Raw genomic sequence first — 20,401 nt, forward strand, 5'->3', positions numbered from 1 at the left:
AAGGCAACACTGTCGCCGCTGATGGCTCCGACCGCCTGCAAGGCAACACTGTCGCCGCTGATGGCTCCGACCGCCTGCAAGGCAACACTGTCGCCGCTGATGGCTCCGACCGCCTGCAAGGCAACACCGTCGCCTGATTGAATCGCTTCACCGCAACGCCCCGAAAAGCCCGGCCTGATCAGCCGGGCTTTTTCGTGGCCGTTTTTTAAGCGAATCTATGGTTCCTTTCTGCGTAAGATGCAGGCAACCCGACGCCCCCCGCCAATTGGATATACCCGCATCAGGCAAGTTTTGAACAACAACAATAAACAGGAGTTGAATATGTCTGAACTGCAACTGCACCCGAAAGCCGCAGAGTCCTTGAGCCTGTGGCACGCGATGATCCGTACCGGCGACTTGAAGTCCTTGCCGGCGCTGCTGGACCCTCAAGCGGTGTTCCGGTCGCCGACGGCGCACACGCCGTATCCTGGCGCGCCGGTGGTCTCGATGATTCTCAACACGGTATTCCAGGTCTTCGAAGACTTCGCTTATCACCGTGAACTGGCGACCGCCGACGGCTTGAATGTCATCCTTGAATTCAGCGCCAGGGTTGGCGACAAGCAACTCAAGGGCATCGACATGATCCGCTTCAACGAGCAGGGGAAAATCGTCGACTTCGAAGTGATGGTCCGTCCGCTCAGCGGCTTGCAGGCTCTGGGTGAAGAGATGGGCAAGCGCCTCGGCGCCTATCTGGCCGCCAGCAAAGCCTGATCGCTGTGCAACGCCGGTCGAAGCTTGGGTACCACCTGCAACTCGACCGGCTCACAGAGAAACGCACTGCAGCGTGAACGCAGCCAGCGCTGTCCCGAATCCGCGTGCGCCGCCGCGCGCCAGACCATCGAAAGCTCGTGTACCGGTAATTGCAGCGGTGCCGGCTCAACCCTCATTCCAGCCACCGGTGACATCGCCTTGGCGACGTAATCCGGCACGATGGCCAGCATGTCGCTTTGCCCCAGCAACCCCGGCAACGCACTGAATTGCGGGACGCTCAGCACCACTTTGCGCTGGCGGCCCAGCTGGCTCAGGGCGTGGTCGGTGTCATCCGTGGTATTGCCCACGGAAGACACCACGACATGCGGACGCCGACAGAATTCGTCCAGCCCCAGCGGCCCGGGCCGTGCATCAAACCTCAGCAGCGTCGGGCGGATCGGGCGTAACCCCTTGCGTCGCGCGCTGGCCGGCAATTCGAGGGTGTGGCTGATGCCCACAGAGATGTCGCCGTTGAACAGCCTTTGCGAAATCTGCTGCTGATCGACCCGAAGCATAATCAATTTGATGTTCGGCGCCTCGATTTGCAGTTGCCGCAACAGCCGCGGCAACAGCGCGTATTCGACATCGTCGGACAGACCGATATGAAACGTCGCGTCGCTGGTGCGTGGATCGAAGGACTGGCAACGGCTCAGCGCGGCGGCGATGCCGTCCAGCGCCGGCGCCAGGTTGGCGAAGATTTCCTCGGCCCGCGCGGTCGGCTCCATCACCCGGCCGCAACGAATGAACAGCGGGTCATCAAACAACACACGCAATCGGCCCAGGGCACCGCTGATGGTGGGTTGCCCCAGGAAAAGTTTTTCGCCGACGCGGCTGACATTCCGCTCATGCATCATCGTTTCGAAAACCACCAGCAAGTTGATGTCGGCACGACGCAGGTCATTTCTGTTCATGAGGTTCGCTACCCGGCACACGGCCATTGAGTTCGGGAAGGTGCCTGCACAGGGTAAGACCGAGCCTGCAAAACGTCTGTCGTACATGGGGACAGAACGATCATGCGTTAGGTCAGCGCGTTGATACTCCGGTATAGCGCCACTTAAAAAAATCAATGAAATTAATGATTTGCGCCTACACACGGCCAGCTCGACCCGAGACTATGGCGGCTTTTTCGGGTTTTTTGTCCTAACGTGAGGCAAGCCCGTGCTTCTAGGATACTGAACCGATTCTCCGCCCCAGCCCGAAGAAAAACGAGGCGCGCATGATCGAAATTCCAAACAAAACGTCATCCCATCCGCGCACGCCTCCCTTTGCAAAAGGAACCTGCAGCAAGATGCTGTACAACATAGGCCAAAGGACTTCTCGCCTCATGCACGGTCTCAGTCTCAAGCCGCTGGAGAACCTCCTGGTGTGGCTGATGGGCTTGATCGTGGCGTGCGGGATACTGATCAACACCGAAACCCGTACCGACCTCACCACCACCACGCTCTATATCGCATTGTTGCTGATGGCGATCAATCTGCTGTCGATCAGCGCGGTGATCGTGGTCGCCTTGTTCTGCATGCTGGTCATGACGTCGATGTGCCTGTATCAGGGCGGGTTTCAGCGCTGGGAAACGACCACCGACCTGCTGCACAGCCTGGCGGTGCTGGCGGCCATTATGTATCTGGCGCTGCGCAGCAAAAAGATTTCCGACAACCTGCGCCACAATGAAGTCTATATGGTCGGTGCCCAGTGCCTGACCCAGACCGCCTGCTTCGGCTTTCGCGCGGACCTCGGGAGAATGGGCTGGTCGGAGCAGGCGGCACGAATTCTCGAATATCCGGCGCGAACGTCGCCCTCGGTGGCCTTGTTCCTGGAGCGTACCCACCCCGATGACCTGCCACTGGTACTGGCCGGTTTCGAAAAGGCTGCACGCCATGCAACCCTGATCGAGGTCAAACACCGTCTGCTGATGCCGGATGGCCGGATCAAATATCTGCACCTGTTCGCCACCCCACTCTTCACCCGTGAGGGCAACTTCGAGTACCTGGGCGCGCTGATGGACGTGACCGCCAGCAAAGAGGCGGAAGAAGCGCTGTGCCGCGCCCAGACTGAACTGGCCCACGTCACCCGCGTGACCTCTCTCGGCGAACTGGCGGCCTCCATCGCCCATGAGGTCAATCAACCGCTGGCGGCGATCACCAGCAGCGCCGAAGCCTGCCGCAACTGGCTCAGCCGTCCGCAGCCCGATGTGCTTGAGGCACGCCAGTCACTCGAACGGATCATCGCCAGTTCGAGCCGGGCGAGTGAAATCACCCGTCGGGTCAGGGCGTTATCGCGCAAGTGCGATCCGTTGCGCCAGAACGAGTCGTTGAACGATATCGTCAGTGAAACCCTGAGTCTGGTTCGCTATGAATTGGCCCACCACAAGATCAATCCACAGATCGAGCTGAACGCGTTCGGCGGGCAGGTCAGCGCCGATCGAGTGCAGCTGCAGCAAGTCATCATCAACCTGATCATCAACGCCTGCCAGGCCATGGACGCGGTCAGCCCTTGCGAACGCGCGCTGTGCATTCGCACCTGGGTGAAAGACAACGAGGTTCTGCTGGAAGTCGCCGATCAAGGCCCCGGCATTCCTGCCGACGTCTTGCCGCACTTGTTCACCCCATTCTTTACCACCAAGGCAAACGGCCTGGGTATGGGCCTTTCCATTTGTCGTTCGATCATCGATTTCCACGAAGGGCGAATCTGGGCCACCAGCGCAAATGGCCAGGGCAGCTCGTTTCTGTTCGCCCTGCCAATACGTGTCGCCAATGACCAGGGCTTCGCCGCGGCCATTTAATACACACGTATGAGTGCCGTCCGTCCGACCGACAATTAATGTAGCGTCCCTCGGCAAGCACACAGCGCCGGGCGGTTGCGCGTCCAACCCTTGGGAATCAGCAATGAACGAACAACATCCACTCAACAAAATCACCCAGAACGAGTCCATGGTTTTTATCGTCGACGACGATGCGCCGCTGCGCGAATCCCTCGGCAGTCTGTTGCGTTCCATCGGCCTGCGGGTCGAGTTGTTCGGTTCGGTTGCCGAGTTCATGAAATACCGGCGACCGGACACGGTCAGTTGCCTCGTGCTGGATGTGAGGTTGCAAGGCAGCAGTGGTCTGGACTTTCAAAACGACCTGGCCGCTGCCGGCATCAACGTCCCTATCGTTTTCATTACGGGGCACGGCGATATCGCCATGACGGTGCGCGCCATGAAGGCCGGCGCGGTGGACTTCCTGACCAAGCCTTTTCGCGAACAGGACCTGATCGATGCCGTGTGCGCCGCCCATAGCCGGGATAAACAACGCCGCGAGTCCGAGCGCCATGCCGATGAACTGCGGGCGCGTCACCAGACACTGACCGCCCGGGAACAAACGGTGATGGCGCTGGCGGCCTCGGGTTTGATGAACAAACAGATTGCCGGGGAAATCGGCTTGAGCGAAATCACCGTGAAGATCCATCGCGGCCAGGCCATGCGCAAAATGGGTGCACGCTCCTTCGCCGATCTGGTGCGCATGTCTGAGGTGATCTCGGCCCAACCCGCGATCAGGTGACTATACCCACGTATGCTGTGCGCCCTTTCAGGACAGCGTATCTTGCAAGGATAGCGCAGAGCCTTTTCAGTGTTCTGCGCTACCAGGCAGGACACCACTATGCATGACGAGGCAATGATTGCCGTTGTCGATAACGATGAATCCGTTCGAATGGCGTTAGACAGTTTATTACGATCCACTGGTTATACGGTTCGCACTTACGCGGGGGCGCACGAGTTTCTTTTCTCCGATGGCCCGGTCATCACGTCCTGTTTGATCTCCGACATACAAATGCCGGACATGGACGGGATCACCATGTATGAGCAATTGGCGGCCCGGGGCATTCATATCCCGGTGATTTTCATCACCGGCAACCCTTATGCACAGCGTCCGCCCGGTAAAAGCGCGCATACACCGATTGCCTTTTTCCCCAAGCCTTTTGCCACTGACAAGTTGCTCGCCTGTATCGAAACTGTACTGACCCGACCTGACTGACTTCGGCGATTTAAAGCCGCTTATACCTTGGTATACCCCGCTCATACTTACTCATACTCGCGCTGACCGTATGTAGCAGTGTCAGATTTAAACCTCTCGAATACCATCTGTTCCAGATCAAGCCAAACCGTCTGCGCCGCGTTGTCTAGCCACTTCGCGAATGTGCAGCCATCGCGGTAGAGCTTACATCGCCACAACTTTTTCACGCCCTCGATTGTTCTTCAGGAGCAAAACAATGAAACAGCAAATTTTGATTATTGGTGCAGGTTTCGGTGGTGTCTGGAGCGCATTGAGCGCTGCCCGTCTGCTGGACAAACACGATCGAAATGACGTCGAGATCACCGTGCTCGCGCCTCAGGCCGAGCTGCGGATCCGCCCGCGTTTCTACGAGCCCGACGTGCACACCATGAAAGCTCCGCTGGACGATCTGTTCAAGGCCGTGGGCGTGAAATTCGTTCAGGGCTCGGCCGAGGAGATCGACGAGAAAACCAAACAGGTCAGCTACACCAACATCGCGGGTACCCAGGGCAAGCTGAGCTATGACCGCCTGGTGCTGGCCGCCGGCAGCAAGCTGAACCGTCCGCCGCTCGAAGGTCTGGAGCATGCGTTCGATGTTGATGAAATCGAATCCGCCACCGAGCTGGAAACGCACATCAAGGCGCTGAAGGACAAGCCGGCCAGTGCTGCCCGCAACACCGTTGTGGTCATCGGCGGCGGTTTCACCGGTATCGAAACCGCAACGGAAATGCCGGCGCGCCTGCGTGCCGCGCTAGGTGATGACGCTGACATCCGCGTGGTTGTAATCGAACGTGCCCCACAGCTCGGTTCAGCCTTGGGCGACGGCATTCGTCCATCCATCGTCGAGGCCTCGGAGCATCTGGGCATCGAATGGATCGTCGGCGCCACGACGGCCTCGGTCGATGCAGGCGGTGTCACCCTCGCCGATGGCCGTCGCATCGAATCCAGCACCGTGATCTGGACCGTGGGTTTCCGCGCCCACACACTGACCGAGCAAGTGCAAGGCACCCGCGACCATCAGGGCCGCCTGCATGTGGATCAGAACCTCAAAGTTCGCGGTCACGCCGATGTCTACGCCGCCGGTGACGTGGCCTACGCCGCCACCGATGACCAGGGCAACTTCGCCGCCATGTCCTGCCAGCATGCGATTGCCCTGGGCCGTTATGCCGGCAACAACGTCGCCGCCGAATTGCTGGGCGTCGAGCCAATCCCCTACAGCCAACCCAAGTACGTCACTTGCCTGGACCTGGGCACCTGGGGCGCCGTGTTTACCGAGGGCTGGGATCGCCAGGTGAAACTGGTGAAACAGGAAGCCAAGGAACTCAAGAGCCAGATCAACTCCGTTTGGATCTACCCGCCGGCGGCAGATCGCGCCGCTGCACTGGCCGCCGCCGATCCGCTGATTCCAGTGGCTTAAGGTTCCAGGCTGCGGGTGATCGATATGTACGGTTTTTTTGAAGATCCGTATCGGGTGCTGAAGCTGTCCTACGTGCTGCTGATCGGCGGGTTGTCCGCTCTGGTCATCGGCGCGGTTCTGGCCTACGGCTATGACGCCTATCTGTCACTGCCCAGCCTGGTGATGGCCCATGCCTTGACGATACTCGGCCCAACGGCCATCAAGCTGGGCTATGTAATGCGCTTGTTGTCATTCAATCGTCTGCGACCGAACCCGGTGACAACGTAGCGGGGTTTCACCGGTTGAAGTGAATAAACGCCTGTATCCCGACCAGCCCTCTCCTTGCTGGACCGGGACTTTTCCCAAGCGCCCGCCACTCGTTTTTTTGGCGGGCGTTTTTTATCAAGTCAAATCCACTGCAAACCTCGATAAACATTTGCTCCAAAGGACAGATAAAACAGCCCATTTCAGTAGCGCTTTTGCACTACAACAGAAACATCCCTCACAGAGAGTTTGCCCGGCATCACCGATGCCTTGCGAGTTGCCGTTCGATAGCAAAAATCTGGAAGAACAAATGTCTATCATCAAACGTTGCAAGAAACTTTTTTTGTCAGATGCCCTGGCCTGGCTGGCCGCCATTGCGGCGGGCAGCATGATCTTTATTACCAACTCGTACCTTGATCTGGATATTGCACCGACGCTGTTTTACATCACGCTGGTGTTCATGTCGGCGAACTTTTTTTCTGTTCCGGTTTTCCTGGCTGTCGCCTTCGGTTGCGTGGCCATCCTCACCACCAGTTTCCTGGTCGACGCAGGCTACCGCGATCACAAGCTGATCGCCGGGTTTGTGCGTTGCCTGATCGCGCTGACCACCATTACCTTGCTGGCGCTGCGCAGCAAGCGCGCGACCGAATCATTACGCCGCAAAGAAGCGTTCTTTCTGGGCGCACAAAAACTCAGTCACACCGGCAGTGTCGGCTTTACCATTGATGACGAAGTGATCGTGTCGTGGTCAGACGAAGCCTCGCGGATTTACGAGTTCCCCCTGGGCGAAACCCCGACGCTGGCAATGGTCCGAGGGCGCACGCATCCCGATGACCTCGCCGTCATCGACAGTGTTCTGGAACAGGCCGCACGCCAGAAAAGCCTGATCGAAGTGGAGCATCGCCTGGTCATGCCCGATGGCCGGATCAAACATGTGCAGATGATCGCCAACCCACTGTTCAAGCATGGCGGACGCGTTGAATACGTCGGTGCCTTGATGGACGTGACCGCCTCCAGGCACTCCGAAGAAGCACTGCTGCACAGCCAGGCAAAACTCGCGCATGTGACACGCGTGACCTCCATGGGGGAACTGGCCGCCTCCATCGCCCATGAAATCAATCAACCGTTGGCGGCCGTGATCACCAGCGGCGAATCCTGCAAACGCTGGATCAACCGCCCGGACCCGAACCTCGATGAAGCACGCCGCTCGCTGGACCGGATCATCCAGAATTCGGCCAGGGTTTCCGATGTCATCACTTGCATCAGGGCGCTCTCGCGCCAGAGTGAGGTGCAGCGCCAGATCGAAGTGTTCGACGAAATCGTCAGCGACTCACTGACGCTCATGCAACATGACATCTGCATGCAACAGGTTCGCCCGCACTCCCAACTGGACGCCCCCGGCGCGTGCATTCAGGGCGACCGCATACAACTGCAGCAGGTGATCATCAATCTCATCGTCAATGCCTGTCAGGCCATGGTCAATGTGCATGACCGGGCACGAACGCTGCGGATCCAGACCTCGGTACAGGACAACGAAGCAGTGCTTGAAATCACCGATTCCGGCACCGGCATTGCCGAAGACATTCTTCCGTCACTGTTCGACCCGTTCTTCACGACCAAACCCACCGGCCTGGGCATGGGGCTCTCGATTTGCCGTTCGATCATTGAATTTCATGGTGGGCGCATCTGGGTGTCCAGTGAAGTCGGTGTGGGCACGCAATTCTTCTTTGCGATTCCGCTGATGCCCCAGAGTCACGATGAATAACGTTCATCCACACATGCCGCCATGCGGCGATTTGGAGACCTCGCAGTGTCTATCGATGAAGCAAGCCGCCATTCTGATCACGACCAACCGCGAAACATTGTCTTCGTGGCCTACCCGCAAATGGGTCTGCTGGACCTGACCGGTGCCCAGACTGTGTTCTGGGTGGCCAACCATGCCATGACCGAACGCGGCCTGCCTGGCTACGCGCTGCACACCGCCAGCCTCGCCGGTGGTGAAATCCAGACAGCAGAAGGCCTGGTGGTGCAAAGCCGCAAGCTGAGCGAGTTTGACGATAACCCGGTCGACACCCTGATCGTCCCCGGCTCCCCGAGCATTCGCCAGATCGTTGCCCACAGCACAGCGCTCGCGGACTGGCTGCGCGATGCTTCAGTCACCGCCACGCGCACGGCGTCAGTGTGCAGCGGTACTTTCTTGCTGGCCCAGGCCGGTTTGCTCGATGGCCGGCGCGCCGCGACCCATTGGGTGATGGCCGAGTGGTTCGAGCGCATGTACCCCGAGGTCGAACTCGACCCGGAAGCGATCTTCGTGCAGCAGCAGTCGGTGTGGACCTCTGCCGGCATCAGCGCGGGAATCGATCTGGCGTTGGCACTCGTGGAGGCTGACGGCGGTCGCGAAATCGCGATGCAAGTCGCCCGGCACATGGTGGTGTACTACCGCCGACCGGACAATCAGGCGCAATGGGGTTCATTGCTGCAATCACAATTCCCGGCCAGCGCCTGACCGACGGGCCTTGCGTCAGGCAAGGCCCGCCCCGTCTCATTTTCGTTGCAGCAGCCACCGCAACAGGCTGGCTTTCTTGACCTCTATCGGCTTTTGCATGACCAGGGTCTGGCGGATCTCCTGGCGCTGGTCCTGCAAGTTGCTCAACGCGGAGCGCAGTTCGCTAAGGTGCTCCAGCTGGTTGCCGAACATGGCTTTATCGATGCGGAACAACCGCCCGCTGGTGATGCTGCGAAACTCTCCCCGTGACGGACGATCCGCGAGAATACCCTCCTCGCCCAGGACCTCACCCGGCCCCATGCGCCCGACTTCCACCAGTTTTTCGTCGTCGTGAATCGACACTGACACCACGCCCGTACTGATGATCATCAGGCAATCGGAAATCTCGCCGAACGCCAGGATCACCTCGTCGGCCTGGTAGTCCACCGGGGTCATTTCATCGGCGACGCGATCGCGTTCCTCGTTGTTCAACGAACGGAAAATCCGCACATCTTCCAGCAGCCGGCGTTGCCGGTTCCAGTGCTGCTCGTCCTGGCCGTAGCCCCAGGTGACGCCCGCAGCCTCGAGGTGGCGATGCGCGAGGTCGAACATCAGGTTGCACACCTCGTTCTTGCTTTTTGCAGAGGCAATAAAGCCCTTGAGCTCGTATTCGGTGTATTCCAGGTGCGAGCTTTTCACCGACACCTTGGCCGCGCGCGACGGCAACAGCGCACGGGTGCCATGCAAGGTTTTTTCCAGCGCATCGATGGCCCGGCGCGGACGCACGCTGCTGGGCACGGCGATGACCATACTGACCCCGTTCACATCCCCGGGACGACTGAAATTGACAATCCGCGCTTTCGCCGCCACCGAGTTGGGCACCACCGCGATGCCGCCCATGTCGGTCATCAGATGGGTCGAACGCCAATCGATCTCGACCACTTTGCCCTGGGTGCCGTCGATGGAAATCCGGTCATCGAGTTGATAGGGCTTGGTGGTGTTGAGCACGATGCCGGAAAACACATCGCTCAAAGTGCTTTGCAGGGCCAGGCCGACGACGATCGCCATCGCTCCCGATGTCGCCAGCAAGCCCTTGACGGGCAACTGCAAGACATAAGCCGCGGCGCCGACAATGCCGATCAGGAAGATCACCGCCCCCAGCAAGTCGTACAGCAAGCGTGCGCTGTGCCCGGCGCGGGACGTCAGGCCGTAGCCGACGATAACGGTGATGGTCCGGGCTGCAAACAGCCACCAGCCAATGCCCAACACCGTGCCCATCAGGTTGAGGACGGCGTCCTCGGGCCACAGTGGCGGCTGCAACGGGCTGATACCAGCTGCCGTCAGGACCCAACTGAACGCGACGAAAATAACGATGCGCAAGCACAGGCGCAGATTGTGTCGCGCGGCTCCAATCACCTGCCACAGTGCCAGGTCGATCACCACCAGGATAACGCCGCAGATCAAGGGGTGAGACTGCAGGAAGGTAAACATGAATGATTTCTCCACAGCCGCTCATGCAGGGAAACGCTGCAGGTGATCGCCGTTAAAAAATAGCGTTGAAGGGAGAAAAAACCGCGAAGGCCTGGTGCAATCGCCCGCCCTGGCACTGTAAGTGGCCCGTTTGCGCCAGGCACTCCTACCTCAGTGCTAGCGACTCATACCCAGGTATTACGGCTTTAGCCCCATGTGCTACGCCACTGTCTTGAGGTAGGAGTGTTGTGCGGCGCGCATCGATTTACGCTGGTCACCTTGAATGAATCAACTCATTGCGCCGACGCGCTGACCTGAGGACGGTTGTCATGAACGCACTGCAAAAGCTGTACATCGCCAGTCATCCGCTGCGCATCAGTCGCTATGGTGCGCACACGTCCCTGTCCATTTCCGAGCGCGTCGAAATCATCGACGCCTTGACGCAGACGCTGAGCACCACGCTGGGCATGCTTGCGCAGCTCAAACGGGGTCAGCAGAAACTGCAGAACGTCAGCTTCCTGCCGGTGCAACAGCTGTTCCGACGCCTGGTGCGCGCCAATGCCGACTACGCCGAATTCCTGGCCAAAGGCATCACCGACCTGGGCGGCTACGCCGAGACGGCTGCCCTGTACAGCCTGAATGACACCCACGACCCGCAGTGTTTTGCCGACTGCCTGAGCGGGATTTGTCAGGGAACGCGCCGACTGCGGGCCGTCGATGCCTTGCTGCGCGACTACTGCGAATGCGCGATCGCCAACAAGGACAATGCCAGCAAACGGTTTTTTGAAGAATGCACGCGGCACAACGCGCGTTTCCTGTCGCTGATCGAAGCCAACCTGGCCGATGGACAGCCGTGGTGACAGCGTTTCTTTAATTATCGAAAACTCAACCAGCAAACATACCCAAGTATACTATTCCGCTTTCTTGGAGCGCGTATCTTGCAAGTATGGCGGGCGCCACTTAGCGCCACTCGCAATGACGCAAGGTTTCTACATGTTCAACTCAGCTATTATTTCAGTTGTTGATGATGACGAACTAATTCTTATCTCGCTGGACAGTTTATTGCGTTCTTACGGCTACACGGTAAACACCTACAACAGTGCCTATGCGTTTCTTGATTCCTGTGGCCCCGAGCAGACTGACTGCCTGATTTCGGATATTCAGATGCCCGGCATGTGTGGGGTGCAAATGTACGAAGCACTGGCGGCCCGAAACGCCCATATCCCCACGCTGTTCATCACCGGAATGCCAGGTCTGCCGCCACAGTTCAGTGCCCGCGTGCGAAAACCCGAAGGCTATTTTTCCAAGCCGTTCAATACCGATGCACTGCTGGCCTGTATAGAACGAGCGCTTAAGCGCCGGATTTGATGCTGACCACCTGGCCAATAAATTTTTAACACTTTGGTATGAACGTTTCGAACTCAAGTAGGCACTTGCTGACCGTTTGCAACGCTGCGCTGCGGCGCCAAAACAAATAACATTTTCTTTATCAGTTTTCGATTAGTTAAGAATTTTACTGTACCCACTCAACTAAAACCTCAACTTAAAGAAACCGTACCATGTCAAAAAACAAACTGACTTCGATCAACGGCGCTCCCGTCGTCGACAACTTCAATATCCAGACCGCTGGCCCCCGCGGCCCCGCGCTGCTGCAGGATGTCTGGCTGCTGGAAAAACTCGCCCACTTCGACCGCGAAGTCATTCCCGAGCGGCGCATGCACGCCAAAGGTTCCGGTGCCTACGGCACCTTCACCGTGACCCACGACGTAACGCGCTACACCAAGGCTCGCCTGTTTTCCGAAGTGGGCAAGCAAACACCGATCTTCACCCGTTTCTCGACTGTTGCCGGTGAGCGCGGTGCCGCCGATGCCGAGCGCGACATTCGTGGTTTCGCCCTGAAGTTCTACACCGAACAAGGCAACTGGGATTTGGTCGGCAACAACACGCCGGTGTTTTTTTTCCGCGACCCATTGCGCTTCCCGGACCTCAACCACGCGGTCAAACGCGACCCACGCACCGGCATGCGCAGTGCGCAAAGCAACTGGGATTTCTGGACGTCGCTGCCTGAAGCCTTGCATCAGGTGACCATCGTCATGAGCCAGCGTGGCATTCCGCGTAGCTTCCGGCATATGCACGGTTTTGGCAGCCACACGTTCAGCCTGATCAACGCCAATAACGAGCGGCATTGGGTCAAGTTCACCTTCAAGAGCCAGCAAGGCGTTGAAAACCTGAGTGACGAACAGGCTGAAAAGCTGATTGGCCGCGACCGTGAAAGTCATCATCGGGATCTGTTCGACAGCATTGAAGCCGGCGACTTTCCGCGCTGGACGTTCTACATCCAGGTCATGACCGAAGACCAGGCTCACGACCACGGCGTCAATCCGTTCGACCTGACCAAGGTCTGGCCACACGAAGACTACCCGTTGATCGAAGTGGGGTACTTCGAGCTCAACCGCAACCCGGAAAACGTCTTCGCCGAAGTCGAGCAAGCGGCATTCTCGCCATCGAATGTGGTCCCTGGAATCGGCTTCTCACCGGACCGCATGCTGCAGGCACGCCTGTTTGCCTACGGCGATGCCGCGCGTTATCGCCTGGGCGTCAATCATCACCAGATTCCGGTCAACGCCGCCCGTTGCCCCGTACACAGTTTCCATCGCGATGGTGCCATGCGCGTCGACGGTAACTACGGCGGTCAGTTGGCGTACGTCCCCAACAGCGACGACCAATGGGCCGACCAGCCGGACTGGCGCGAACCACCGCTGAAGATCTCCGGCGCTGCCGGGCATTGGGATCATCGCGTGGACGAAGACCACTTCGAACAACCCGGCAACCTGTTCCGCCTGATGTCTGAGTCGGAGAAACAGGCGTTGTTCGAAAACACCGCGCGTTCGCTCAGCGGTGTTTCGCAGCAAGTGCAGCAACGGCATATCGCCCATTGCAACCTGGCTGATCCGCGTTATGGGGCTGGGGTTGCCCAGGCATTGGCCGATCTCGACCGGTAAACGCAGAACCTGCAGGAGCAGGTTCGCTTCTGCAGGTTTTTAGCTTCAGGTAAGGACGCAAACCGAAGGTTGATGGCATCATCACCCGCTTCGAAGGTTTCGATGCCGACGGTGAAAGGGTTATCCCGCTACCAGGCGGACCCAGGCCGAAACCGCCACCGTCCTGATCCATTAAGGAAGCGACCTGATGCGTATCAAATCACTGCCGGTCTGCGCGTTGGCGCTCTATTCAGGTGTTCAGGCTCAAAGCCGATGACGGCCATCGTGCGGCCACGGCCGATGCTGATGACTCTCGGTCTGTTGTTGGCGCTGGTGTTCTGGTTGTCCCTGGCCCTCGGGCCGGTCAGCCTGCCGCTGGGCGATACCCTGCTCGCCGGGCTGCGCTTGCTCGGCTTGCCGGTTGACGGTGGTGACACGCAACAGGCGGAGCTGATTCTCGGTCAGATCCGCCTGCCCCGCAGCCTGCTAGGCATCGCGGTCGGTTCGGTCCTGGCGCTGTCGGGCGTGGCGATGCAGGGGTTGTTTCGCAACCCGCTGGCGGATCCTGGGCTGGTCGGTGTGTCTGCCGGTGCGGCACTCGGCGCGGCGTTCGCCATCGTCGGTGGCAGCATGCTCGGAGGTCTGTCGCCGGCCGTCGAGCCGTATCTGCTGTCGTTGTGCGCCTTCATGGGTGGCCTGGTCGTCACGGCGGTGGTGTATCGCTTCGGTCGCAGCAATGGTCAAACCAACGTCGCCACCCTGTTGTTGGCCGGCGTGGCAATGACGGCCATGGCCGGGGCTGGCGTTGGCCTGTTCACTTACCTCGCCGACGCCGCCGCCTTGCGTACCCTGACCTTCTGGAACCTCGGCAGCCTCAACGGCGCCAGCTACCCGCGCTTGTGGCCGTTGCTGATCGTGGCAACGGGCGTGGCGCTATGGTTGCCCCGTCGCGCGGCGGCGCTCAACGCGATGCTGCTGGGCGAATCGGAAGCACGTCACCTGGGTTTCAATGTCGAACGGATCAAGCTTGAGCTGGTGCTGTGCACCGCGCTGGGTGTCGGTGCTGCGGTGGCAGCAGCGGGCCTGATCGGCTTTATCGGTTTGGTGGTGCCGCACCTGATGCGTCTGCTGGTCGGACCCGACCATCGGGTGCTGTTGCCGGCCTCGTTGCTCGCCGGCGCCAGCCTGTTGTTGCTGGCCGATCTGGTCGCCCGCCTGCTGCTGGCACCGGCCGAATTGCCAATCGGCATCGTCACCGCACTCATCGGCGCACCCTTCTTCCTTTATCTGCTGGTACGGGGGCGCACCTGATGCTGCGGGCCAATAACTTGCTGGTCCGGCGCGGCAGTCGCACCGTACTGGCCGACATCGATATCGCGTTGCGTCCGGGAGAGGTCCTTGGCGTGCTGGGCCCGAACGGCGCGGGCAAAAGCACCCTGCTCGCCGCCCTGTGCGATGAGCTGCCGATCAGCGAAGGCACGGTCAGCCTCGACGAGCGCAAGCTCGCCGACTGGCCCGGTCAGGCGCGGGCCAAACGCCTGGCGGTACTGCCCCAGAGTTCGAGCCTGAACTTTGCTTTCTCGGTCAATGAAGTGGTGGGCATGGGCCGCCTGCCCCATGCCAGCGGTCGCGTGCGCGATGCTCAAATCGTCGCCGAAGCCCTGAGCGCGGCCGATGCCTTGCACCTCGCCGGGCGCAGTTATCTGGCCTTGTCCGGTGGCGAGCGCCAGCGCGTGCATCTGGCGCGGGTGCTTGCCCAACTGTGGCCTGGCGCCGAGGGGCAGATCCTGCTGCTCGACGAGCCGACTTCGATGCTCGATCCGTTGCACCAACACACCATCCTGCAAGCGGTGCGCGACTTCGCCGGGCGCGGTGCGGCGGTGCTGGTGATCCTGCACGACCTCAACCTGGCCGCGCGGTATTGCGATCAGCTGTTGCTGTTGCAGGAAGGTCGAATGCACGCTTATGGCCCCCCGGACCAAGTGCTGACCGCCGAGGCAGTGCAGGCGGTGTACGGGCTGCAGGTGCTGATTCACCAACACCCGGAGCGCGGCCATCCTTTAATTATTGCGCGCTGATACCCGCCCCCTCTCCGATGTCCGAGGGGGCCACCGTCTGATAAGGAATACCGATGCGCATTCTGCTGCTATGCCTGATCAGCCTGCTGGCTGCCTGCCAATCCCATTACGTCGCGCCACCACCCGCGCCGATCGCACCGCAAGGCCGCGATCACGCCGACTTCGGGGTGATCCGCGAACTCGCCAGTGGACGCACCCTCACCCCGCAAGCGCTGGTCGAACGCCTGGCGGCTGCGCCACGGGTGCTGGTCGGTGAGCAACACGACAACCCTGATCACCATGCCCTGCAACTGTGGCTGCTGCGCCAACTGGCGGCGCAGCGTCCGCAGGGCAGTCTGCTGATGGAAATGCTCAACCCCGACCAACAGGCGAACGTCAATGCCGTGCAGGCCGCGACCCGCGCCGGTCAGCCACCGGCTGATCCTTATCGGGCGCTGTCCTGGCAAGCCAATTGGGATTGGGGCGTTTACGGCGCCGTGGTGACTTACGCCCTGGGCCAGCCTTATCCATTGCTGTCGGCCAATCTCGACCGGGCGCAGATCATGCAGATCTACAAACAGCGTCCGCCCCTCAGCGGCGAAGCCTCTACCACTGAACAGGTGCAAGCGACATTGCTGGAGGACATTCGCGAATCCCATTGTGGCTTGCTGCCCGAAGCGCAGATACCGGCAATGCTCGCCGTGCAACAGCAGCGTGACCGACGCATGGCCGAGCGCTTGATGGCGGCTCCGACGCCTGCGCTGTTGCTGGCCGGGTCGTTTCATGTACGCAAGGATCTGGGCGTGCCGCTGCATCTGAAGGACCTTGGTGCTGGTGAGGGTAATGCGGTGCTGGTGCTGGCTGAGGCTGGCAGAACGGTGAGTGCCGAAAGCGCGGACTATGTGTGGTACTCGGCTGCGCAACCTGAACAGGATCATTGTGCGGATATGCGGCGATGAGGCTGTGCAGACTGTTTGGCTGCTGTAGCGTCAGCGCCGGTCGGTGGTTACCGTAGCAAGGGATACGCGCCCGCCTCCAGACCCAACAACCTAAGGCGCCTGAAAAAGCTGCAAATACGCCAACAAATCATCAATCTTTTCCCGATCACTGATCCCCCAGAAAATCATCCGCGTACCGGACACCACGGCTTTCGGGTCCTCGATATACGCCGCCAGTTTTTCCCGCGTCCAGACGATGCCCGATGATTTCATCGCATCGGAATACTGGTAATCCGTGGTACTCCCGGCCACCCGCCCAATCACATTGTTGAGCTGCGGCCCAAAAAACGCCCGCGCCGATTCTCCGACCTGATGGCAGCCACCGCATACCCGCTTGAACAGTTTCCCGCCCGCCTCGGCATCCCCGGCTGCATTCGCTGGCACGTTGAACAGTCCGAGGCTCAGGACGAGCGCCAACACCGTCGCTTTGTTCATGTACAACCCCCGACCCGCCGTCGCCCATCACAAAAAATGACCGCCATTTGAGCATGACTTGGCAACTCATCCGAAGCTTTTCAGCCAGCGGTTCAATGTCCGCCCCTGGGCAAACTTGAGTATGAGTCTTTAACACCTTGATGTTCGCCTGGACAACCTATGCATAAGTGACGTGTTTTCTCAGCCAATTAAGATGGTTGGCATGAATATCGGAACTGCATTACCCGGCATTCATGTCAACCCGAACGTTGCGTGAACAATCCCGTGACTCACCAGGTGAACATGATGAACACCCCAAGACTTGCACTAGGAATTGCCCTCTTTTCGGCCCTCGGCTTTATCGCGGCGAACACCCAGGCTGCCGAAGCAGGCGCCACGACGAGCGGTGCCGGCACCGCTGCCCACAACGTTGCCGAAGGTGCGAACGACCGCATCAAGGAACGGCAACTGGCCGAAGGTGGCGCCGATCGCCTGCAAGAACGCCGACTCGCCGAAGGCGGTGCCGATCGCCTCAAAGAACGGCAACTGGCCGAAGGCGGTGCCGATCGCCTGCAAGAACGCCGACTCGCCGAAGGCGGCGCCGATCGCCTCAAAGAACGGCAACTGGCCTCGGACGGTTCCGATCGACTGAAGCAAAACAACGTGGCGGCCGGCTACAATTCGATGCGCGGCACTCGCGTAGCCGAAGGCGGCTCGGACCGATTGCGGCAGAACCATTACGCCGATGGCAGCAATGGCTACGACGCCAGCTCCGACGTCATGCCCTACTTCTGCATGGAATGTCGCTGAGCGGCCCATGAATCACCGCAATCCAAAAGTGGGAGCGAGCCTGCTCGCGAAGACGGAGGAACATTCAACATCACTGCTGAATGACCTACCGCTATCGCGAGCAAACTCGCACCCACAGGGTTTTGTGGTTTGACTTCAGCCCTTGAAGTCAGTGGACAGCGCCAGCTCGTTCCACTCGTCCAGCTCCTCGGCAACAAAACGGTTTTTCGCTTCAATGCGCGCCACGGTATCACTGCCCAGCGCCAACCGTTGCGGCGGTGTCGGTGCATTGACCAGGGCCAGCATGGCCTCGGCGAACTTCACCGGATCACCCGGCTGCGCATGGTTCGCCGCCTCGGCATACTTGCGCATCGCACCAACGGTTGCATCGTAGTCCGGCAGTTCCAGCGCAGTTTTCACCAGCGACTGCTCGTCGAGGAAATCCGTGCGGAAAAAGCCCGGTTCGACCACCGTGGCGTGGATGCCCAGCGGCGCCAGTTCCTGATGCAGAGCCTCGGTAATGCCCTCCACCGCAAACTTGGTGGAACCGTAGACTCCCCACCCCATGTAAGCCTGATAGCCGCCGATCGAAGAGATATTGATCACATGCCCTGAACGCTGGCGGCGCATGTGCGGCAGTACCGCGCGGGTCACGTTGAGCAAGCCGAAAACGTTGGTGGCGAACAGACGCTCGGTCTCGCTGGCGCTGGTTTCTTCGACCGCGCCCAACACGCCGAAACCGGCGTTGTTGATCAGCACATCGATGCGGCCAAAACGCTTGATGCCTTGCGCGACGGCCTGATGCGCTTCCTCTTCGCGAGTGACGTCCAGGCGCACGGCCAGCAAGTTGGGATGATCGCCCAGTTTGGCGATGACGTCTGCGGGTTTACGTGCGGTGGCAATCACCGCGTCGCCGGCACGCAGAGCACGTTCTGCGATGAGGGTACCAAAACCACGGGAAGCTCCAGTAATCAACCAAGTACGCATTTCAACTCCTCCTGTCAGCGACCCTGGCGTTGTTGCCGGGCCTTCTTGATGAGTTGACGCCACTTTAAAACTCCAGTACTGATGTGATAATCCCAGCAATTTTGCATGGCTTTGTGAAAGGCACTCACAAATGAAAGCACCTTCGGCGGCAGACCTCTCAACGTTCCTGAGTGTGGCCACTCACCTGAATTTCAGCCGGGCTGCGGTGGAGCTGGGACTGACACCGTCGGCGCTGAGCCATTCAGTGCGCACCCTGGAAAACCGACTCGGCGTACGGCTGTTCAATCGAACCACCCGCAGCGTCGGCCTGACCGAGGCGGGAGAGCGTCTTTTCGCGCGATTGAAGCCGGCGTTTCGCGATATCGACGACGCACTCGAAGACCTCAACAGTTTTCGCGACAAACCCTCCGGCAATCTCAGGATCACTGCCGGTCGCCAGGCCGCGGAATTGGTGCTGTTGCCCTTGGCCGCCCGTTTCCTGCAAGCCTGTCCGGACGTGAATCTGGAGATCGTCGCTGATGACGGTCTGGTCGACGTGGTAGCAGAGGGTTTTCACGCCGGGGTGCGCTTCGGCGAGCGCCTGGAGGCCGACATGGTGTCGCTGCCCATCGGCGCCTACATGCGGTCAGTGGTCGTGGCCTCACCGGCCTTCTTCGAGCAGCACGCCGTCCCGAAAAAGCCCGGGGACTTGCGTGGCCTGCCGTGCATCCGCCATCGCTTCCCCAGTGGTTCGCTTTATCGCTGGGAGTTCGAACGGGGCGGGATCACTCAGGAAATCGAAATCGACGGCCCGCTGACCCTCGGCGATGTCAGCCTGATGGTCGGCCCGGCATTAGAGGGCGTCGGTTTGGCTTACATCTTCGAAGACATGGTCAAGGCGCCTATCGCCGACGGCCGCCTGGTCCAAGTGCTGGGCGACTGGTGTCCCTTCTACCCGGGCCTGCATTTGTACTACCCGAGCCGACGGCATGTGCCGGCGACGCTCAAGGCCTTCATCGATTTTGCTCGCGCTGCCCGGGAGCAGAATCCGCGCTAGCGCAACGCCGAAAACTCATGCCAGATTCTTAACCCCGACAGAGAGAAAAACCCATGATCACCTGCTACCTCAAATATGTGCTGGACCCTTACAAGCTCGAAGCGTTCGAGCACTACGGCAAGCTGTGGATACCGCTGGTGGCGAAATTCGGTGGTCAGCATCACGGCTACTTCCTGCCGTCCGAGGGTGCCAACAACATCGCCATGGCCATGTTCACCTTCCCGAGCCTGGCCGCGTATGAACACTACCGGCAGACATCGATGAACGACCCGGAATGCATCGCCGCGTTCAAGTACGCCGAAGAAACCCGTTGCATCCTCAGCTATGAGCGCAGCTTCTTCCGGCCGGTGTTCGGCAACCAGGCGTAAGCAACCTGCAGACATTCCGTCCTCATCCGGATTCACGGTATGACCCGCCTTGCCGATAACGTCGGGCGTCGTGCCGTTTGCCGACGGTTTATGGACCGGATTGTCTTGCCAGGGGCTCCCCAGGCGTCACCTCAACTACCTCACCTCACGGCTGCGCCAGCAGACCATTGCCGGCGTCACTTTCCACATCGCCCCGGATCATCAAAGCGAACTGGCGACAGTGCTCGATGTGTTTTTTACCCAACCGGAACAGCACGCATGCAACAACAGCCGGGGTTGAATCGCAGTGTGTTCCAAGCGGTGTACGAACGGTTTTGCGACCGCGATGTTTCACGCAGC

At 59.8% G+C, this 20,401-nt stretch carries 21 protein-coding genes and 1 pseudogene; 18 read left to right on the plus strand and 4 right to left on the minus strand.

The window, feature by feature from the left end:
• Positions 1 to 321: 321 nt before the first annotated feature.
• Positions 322 to 750 (plus strand): nuclear transport factor 2 family protein, encoded by a 429-nt coding sequence (locus tag BVK86_RS19120; protein ID WP_075947892.1) that lies wholly within the window; start codon positions 322 to 324, stop codon positions 748 to 750.
• Here BVK86_RS19120 and BVK86_RS19125 read toward each other — a convergent pair.
• Positions 726 to 1,700, minus strand: coding sequence for a LysR family transcriptional regulator (locus BVK86_RS19125; RefSeq protein ID WP_075947893.1), 975 nt, complete (start codon positions 1,698 to 1,700; stop codon positions 726 to 728). The genes BVK86_RS19120 and BVK86_RS19125 overlap by 25 nt on opposite strands.
• 413 nt (positions 1,701 to 2,113) lie before the next feature.
• Between BVK86_RS19125 and BVK86_RS19130 the strand changes: the two genes are divergently transcribed.
• From BVK86_RS19130 to BVK86_RS19160, 7 genes and pseudogenes are all read left to right on the plus strand, one after another.
• On the plus strand, positions 2,114 to 3,568 hold the full coding sequence (locus BVK86_RS19130) for a sensor histidine kinase (protein WP_075947894.1): 1,455 nt from the start codon (positions 2,114 to 2,116) through the stop codon (positions 3,566 to 3,568).
• Positions 3,569 to 3,671: 103 nt separating this feature from the next.
• Entirely contained in the window at positions 3,672 to 4,325 is a 654-nt protein-coding gene (locus BVK86_RS19135) for a response regulator transcription factor (protein ID WP_075947895.1), read from the plus strand.
• A 99-nt stretch (positions 4,326 to 4,424) separates the two neighbouring features.
• Complete coding sequence (locus BVK86_RS19140; protein ID WP_075947896.1) at positions 4,425 to 4,799, plus strand: response regulator transcription factor; 375 nt, start codon at positions 4,425 to 4,427, stop codon at positions 4,797 to 4,799.
• A gap of 235 nt (positions 4,800 to 5,034) precedes the next feature.
• The gene (locus tag BVK86_RS19145) at positions 5,035 to 6,234 is read left to right on the plus strand and encodes an NAD(P)/FAD-dependent oxidoreductase (protein WP_075947897.1); all 1,200 of its coding nucleotides are present in this window, start codon (positions 5,035 to 5,037) and stop codon (positions 6,232 to 6,234) included.
• A gap of 24 nt (positions 6,235 to 6,258) precedes the next feature.
• Positions 6,259 to 6,501, plus strand: a complete 243-nt coding sequence (locus BVK86_RS19150; protein ID WP_075947898.1) for a transmembrane sensor/regulator PpyR — start codon at positions 6,259 to 6,261, stop codon at positions 6,499 to 6,501.
• 286 nt (positions 6,502 to 6,787) lie between these two features.
• Positions 6,788 to 8,242 (plus strand): sensor histidine kinase, encoded by a 1,455-nt coding sequence (locus BVK86_RS19155; RefSeq protein WP_075948031.1) that lies wholly within the window; start codon positions 6,788 to 6,790, stop codon positions 8,240 to 8,242.
• Positions 8,243 to 8,362: 120 nt separating this feature from the next.
• A pseudogene (locus BVK86_RS19160) lies at positions 8,363 to 8,980 on the plus strand (AraC family transcriptional regulator); the annotation flags it as partial.
• Positions 8,981 to 9,019: 39 nt separating this feature from the next.
• Here BVK86_RS19160 and BVK86_RS19165 read toward each other — a convergent pair.
• Positions 9,020 to 10,453, minus strand: a complete 1,434-nt coding sequence (locus BVK86_RS19165) for a mechanosensitive ion channel domain-containing protein (protein WP_075947900.1) — start codon at positions 10,451 to 10,453, stop codon at positions 9,020 to 9,022.
• 308 nt (positions 10,454 to 10,761) lie between these two features.
• On the opposite strand from BVK86_RS19165, the gene BVK86_RS19170 reads away from it, so the two are divergent.
• The 6 genes from BVK86_RS19170 (at position 10,762) to BVK86_RS19195 (ending at position 16,429) form a co-directional block, all read left to right on the plus strand.
• Positions 10,762 to 11,292 carry a hypothetical protein gene (locus BVK86_RS19170; RefSeq protein ID WP_075947901.1) on the plus strand — a complete coding sequence of 177 codons (531 nt, stop codon included), beginning with the start codon at positions 10,762 to 10,764 and terminating at the stop codon, positions 11,290 to 11,292.
• 133 nt (positions 11,293 to 11,425) lie between these two features.
• Positions 11,426 to 11,800: a response regulator gene (locus tag BVK86_RS19175; protein ID WP_075948032.1), complete on the plus strand. Its 375-nt coding sequence runs from the start codon at positions 11,426 to 11,428 to the stop codon at positions 11,798 to 11,800.
• A 191-nt stretch (positions 11,801 to 11,991) separates the two neighbouring features.
• The gene (locus BVK86_RS19180; protein ID WP_075947902.1) at positions 11,992 to 13,434 is read left to right on the plus strand and encodes a catalase; all 1,443 of its coding nucleotides are present in this window, start codon (positions 11,992 to 11,994) and stop codon (positions 13,432 to 13,434) included.
• A 252-nt stretch (positions 13,435 to 13,686) separates the two neighbouring features.
• The gene (locus BVK86_RS19185) at positions 13,687 to 14,724 is read left to right on the plus strand and encodes a FecCD family ABC transporter permease (RefSeq protein ID WP_075947903.1); all 1,038 of its coding nucleotides are present in this window, start codon (positions 13,687 to 13,689) and stop codon (positions 14,722 to 14,724) included.
• Positions 14,724 to 15,491: a heme ABC transporter ATP-binding protein gene (locus BVK86_RS19190; RefSeq protein WP_075947904.1), complete on the plus strand. Its 768-nt coding sequence runs from the start codon at positions 14,724 to 14,726 to the stop codon at positions 15,489 to 15,491. Before BVK86_RS19185 ends, BVK86_RS19190 begins: the two co-directional genes overlap by 1 nt.
• Positions 15,492 to 15,544: 53 nt before the next feature.
• Positions 15,545 to 16,429, plus strand: a complete 885-nt coding sequence (locus BVK86_RS19195; protein WP_075947905.1) for a ChaN family lipoprotein — start codon at positions 15,545 to 15,547, stop codon at positions 16,427 to 16,429.
• A gap of 90 nt (positions 16,430 to 16,519) precedes the next feature.
• On the opposite strand, the gene BVK86_RS19200 is transcribed toward BVK86_RS19195, so the two are convergent.
• Positions 16,520 to 16,903 carry a c-type cytochrome gene (locus BVK86_RS19200; RefSeq protein ID WP_075947906.1) on the minus strand — a complete coding sequence of 128 codons (384 nt, stop codon included), beginning with the start codon at positions 16,901 to 16,903 and terminating at the stop codon, positions 16,520 to 16,522.
• A gap of 285 nt (positions 16,904 to 17,188) precedes the next feature.
• Here BVK86_RS19200 and BVK86_RS19205 point away from each other — a divergent pair, with 285 nt between their 5' ends.
• On the plus strand, positions 17,189 to 17,692 hold the full coding sequence (locus BVK86_RS19205; protein ID WP_231977861.1) for a phage infection protein: 504 nt from the start codon (positions 17,189 to 17,191) through the stop codon (positions 17,690 to 17,692).
• Positions 17,693 to 17,827: 135 nt separating this feature from the next.
• On the opposite strand, the gene BVK86_RS19210 is transcribed toward BVK86_RS19205, so the two are convergent.
• Positions 17,828 to 18,658, minus strand: coding sequence for an oxidoreductase (locus tag BVK86_RS19210; protein ID WP_075947908.1), 831 nt, complete (start codon positions 18,656 to 18,658; stop codon positions 17,828 to 17,830).
• Positions 18,659 to 18,788: 130 nt separating this feature from the next.
• On the opposite strand from BVK86_RS19210, the gene BVK86_RS19215 reads away from it, so the two are divergent.
• From BVK86_RS19215 to BVK86_RS29455, 3 genes are read left to right on the plus strand one after another with little or no spacing between them, the layout of a single operon-like run.
• Complete coding sequence (locus BVK86_RS19215; protein WP_075947909.1) at positions 18,789 to 19,694, plus strand: LysR family transcriptional regulator; 906 nt, start codon at positions 18,789 to 18,791, stop codon at positions 19,692 to 19,694.
• A 53-nt stretch (positions 19,695 to 19,747) separates the two neighbouring features.
• Positions 19,748 to 20,062: an NIPSNAP family protein gene (locus BVK86_RS19220; RefSeq protein WP_075947910.1), complete on the plus strand. Its 315-nt coding sequence runs from the start codon at positions 19,748 to 19,750 to the stop codon at positions 20,060 to 20,062.
• 49 nt (positions 20,063 to 20,111) lie between these two features.
• Positions 20,112 to 20,342, plus strand: coding sequence for a hypothetical protein (locus BVK86_RS29455; RefSeq protein WP_139315778.1), 231 nt, complete (start codon positions 20,112 to 20,114; stop codon positions 20,340 to 20,342).
• Positions 20,343 to 20,401: the final 59 nt, after the last annotated feature.

It is taken from the genome of Pseudomonas reinekei (assembly GCF_001945365.1).
GTDB lineage: Bacteria > Pseudomonadota > Gammaproteobacteria > Pseudomonadales > Pseudomonadaceae > Aquipseudomonas > Aquipseudomonas reinekei.

Coding starts and splice junctions, on each gene's coding strand:
- BVK86_RS19210 (WP_075947908.1), bottom strand. CDS start 18,658: ATGCGTACTTGGTTGATTACTGGAGCTTCCCGTGGTTTTGGTACCCTC.
- BVK86_RS19175 (WP_075948032.1), top strand. CDS start 11,426: ATGTTCAACTCAGCTATTATTTCAGTTGTTGATGATGACGAACTAATT.
- BVK86_RS19220 (WP_075947910.1), top strand. CDS start 19,748: ATGATCACCTGCTACCTCAAATATGTGCTGGACCCTTACAAGCTCGAA.
- BVK86_RS19145 (WP_075947897.1), top strand. CDS start 5,035: ATGAAACAGCAAATTTTGATTATTGGTGCAGGTTTCGGTGGTGTCTGG.
- BVK86_RS19130 (WP_075947894.1), top strand. CDS start 2,114: ATGCACGGTCTCAGTCTCAAGCCGCTGGAGAACCTCCTGGTGTGGCTG.
- BVK86_RS19215 (WP_075947909.1), top strand. CDS start 18,789: ATGAAAGCACCTTCGGCGGCAGACCTCTCAACGTTCCTGAGTGTGGCC.
- BVK86_RS19120 (WP_075947892.1), top strand. CDS start 322: ATGTCTGAACTGCAACTGCACCCGAAAGCCGCAGAGTCCTTGAGCCTG.
- BVK86_RS19185 (WP_075947903.1), top strand. CDS start 13,687: ATGACGGCCATCGTGCGGCCACGGCCGATGCTGATGACTCTCGGTCTG.
- BVK86_RS19170 (WP_075947901.1), top strand. CDS start 10,762: ATGAACGCACTGCAAAAGCTGTACATCGCCAGTCATCCGCTGCGCATC.
- BVK86_RS19140 (WP_075947896.1), top strand. CDS start 4,425: ATGCATGACGAGGCAATGATTGCCGTTGTCGATAACGATGAATCCGTT.
- BVK86_RS19190 (WP_075947904.1), top strand. CDS start 14,724: ATGCTGCGGGCCAATAACTTGCTGGTCCGGCGCGGCAGTCGCACCGTA.
- BVK86_RS19155 (WP_075948031.1), top strand. CDS start 6,788: ATGTCTATCATCAAACGTTGCAAGAAACTTTTTTTGTCAGATGCCCTG.
- BVK86_RS19125 (WP_075947893.1), bottom strand. CDS start 1,700: ATGAACAGAAATGACCTGCGTCGTGCCGACATCAACTTGCTGGTGGTT.
- BVK86_RS19135 (WP_075947895.1), top strand. CDS start 3,672: ATGAACGAACAACATCCACTCAACAAAATCACCCAGAACGAGTCCATG.
- BVK86_RS19195 (WP_075947905.1), top strand. CDS start 15,545: ATGCGCATTCTGCTGCTATGCCTGATCAGCCTGCTGGCTGCCTGCCAA.
- BVK86_RS19205 (WP_231977861.1), top strand. CDS start 17,189: ATGAACACCCCAAGACTTGCACTAGGAATTGCCCTCTTTTCGGCCCTC.
- BVK86_RS19200 (WP_075947906.1), bottom strand. CDS start 16,903: ATGAACAAAGCGACGGTGTTGGCGCTCGTCCTGAGCCTCGGACTGTTC.
- BVK86_RS19180 (WP_075947902.1), top strand. CDS start 11,992: ATGTCAAAAAACAAACTGACTTCGATCAACGGCGCTCCCGTCGTCGAC.
- BVK86_RS19165 (WP_075947900.1), bottom strand. CDS start 10,453: ATGTTTACCTTCCTGCAGTCTCACCCCTTGATCTGCGGCGTTATCCTG.
- BVK86_RS19150 (WP_075947898.1), top strand. CDS start 6,259: ATGTACGGTTTTTTTGAAGATCCGTATCGGGTGCTGAAGCTGTCCTAC.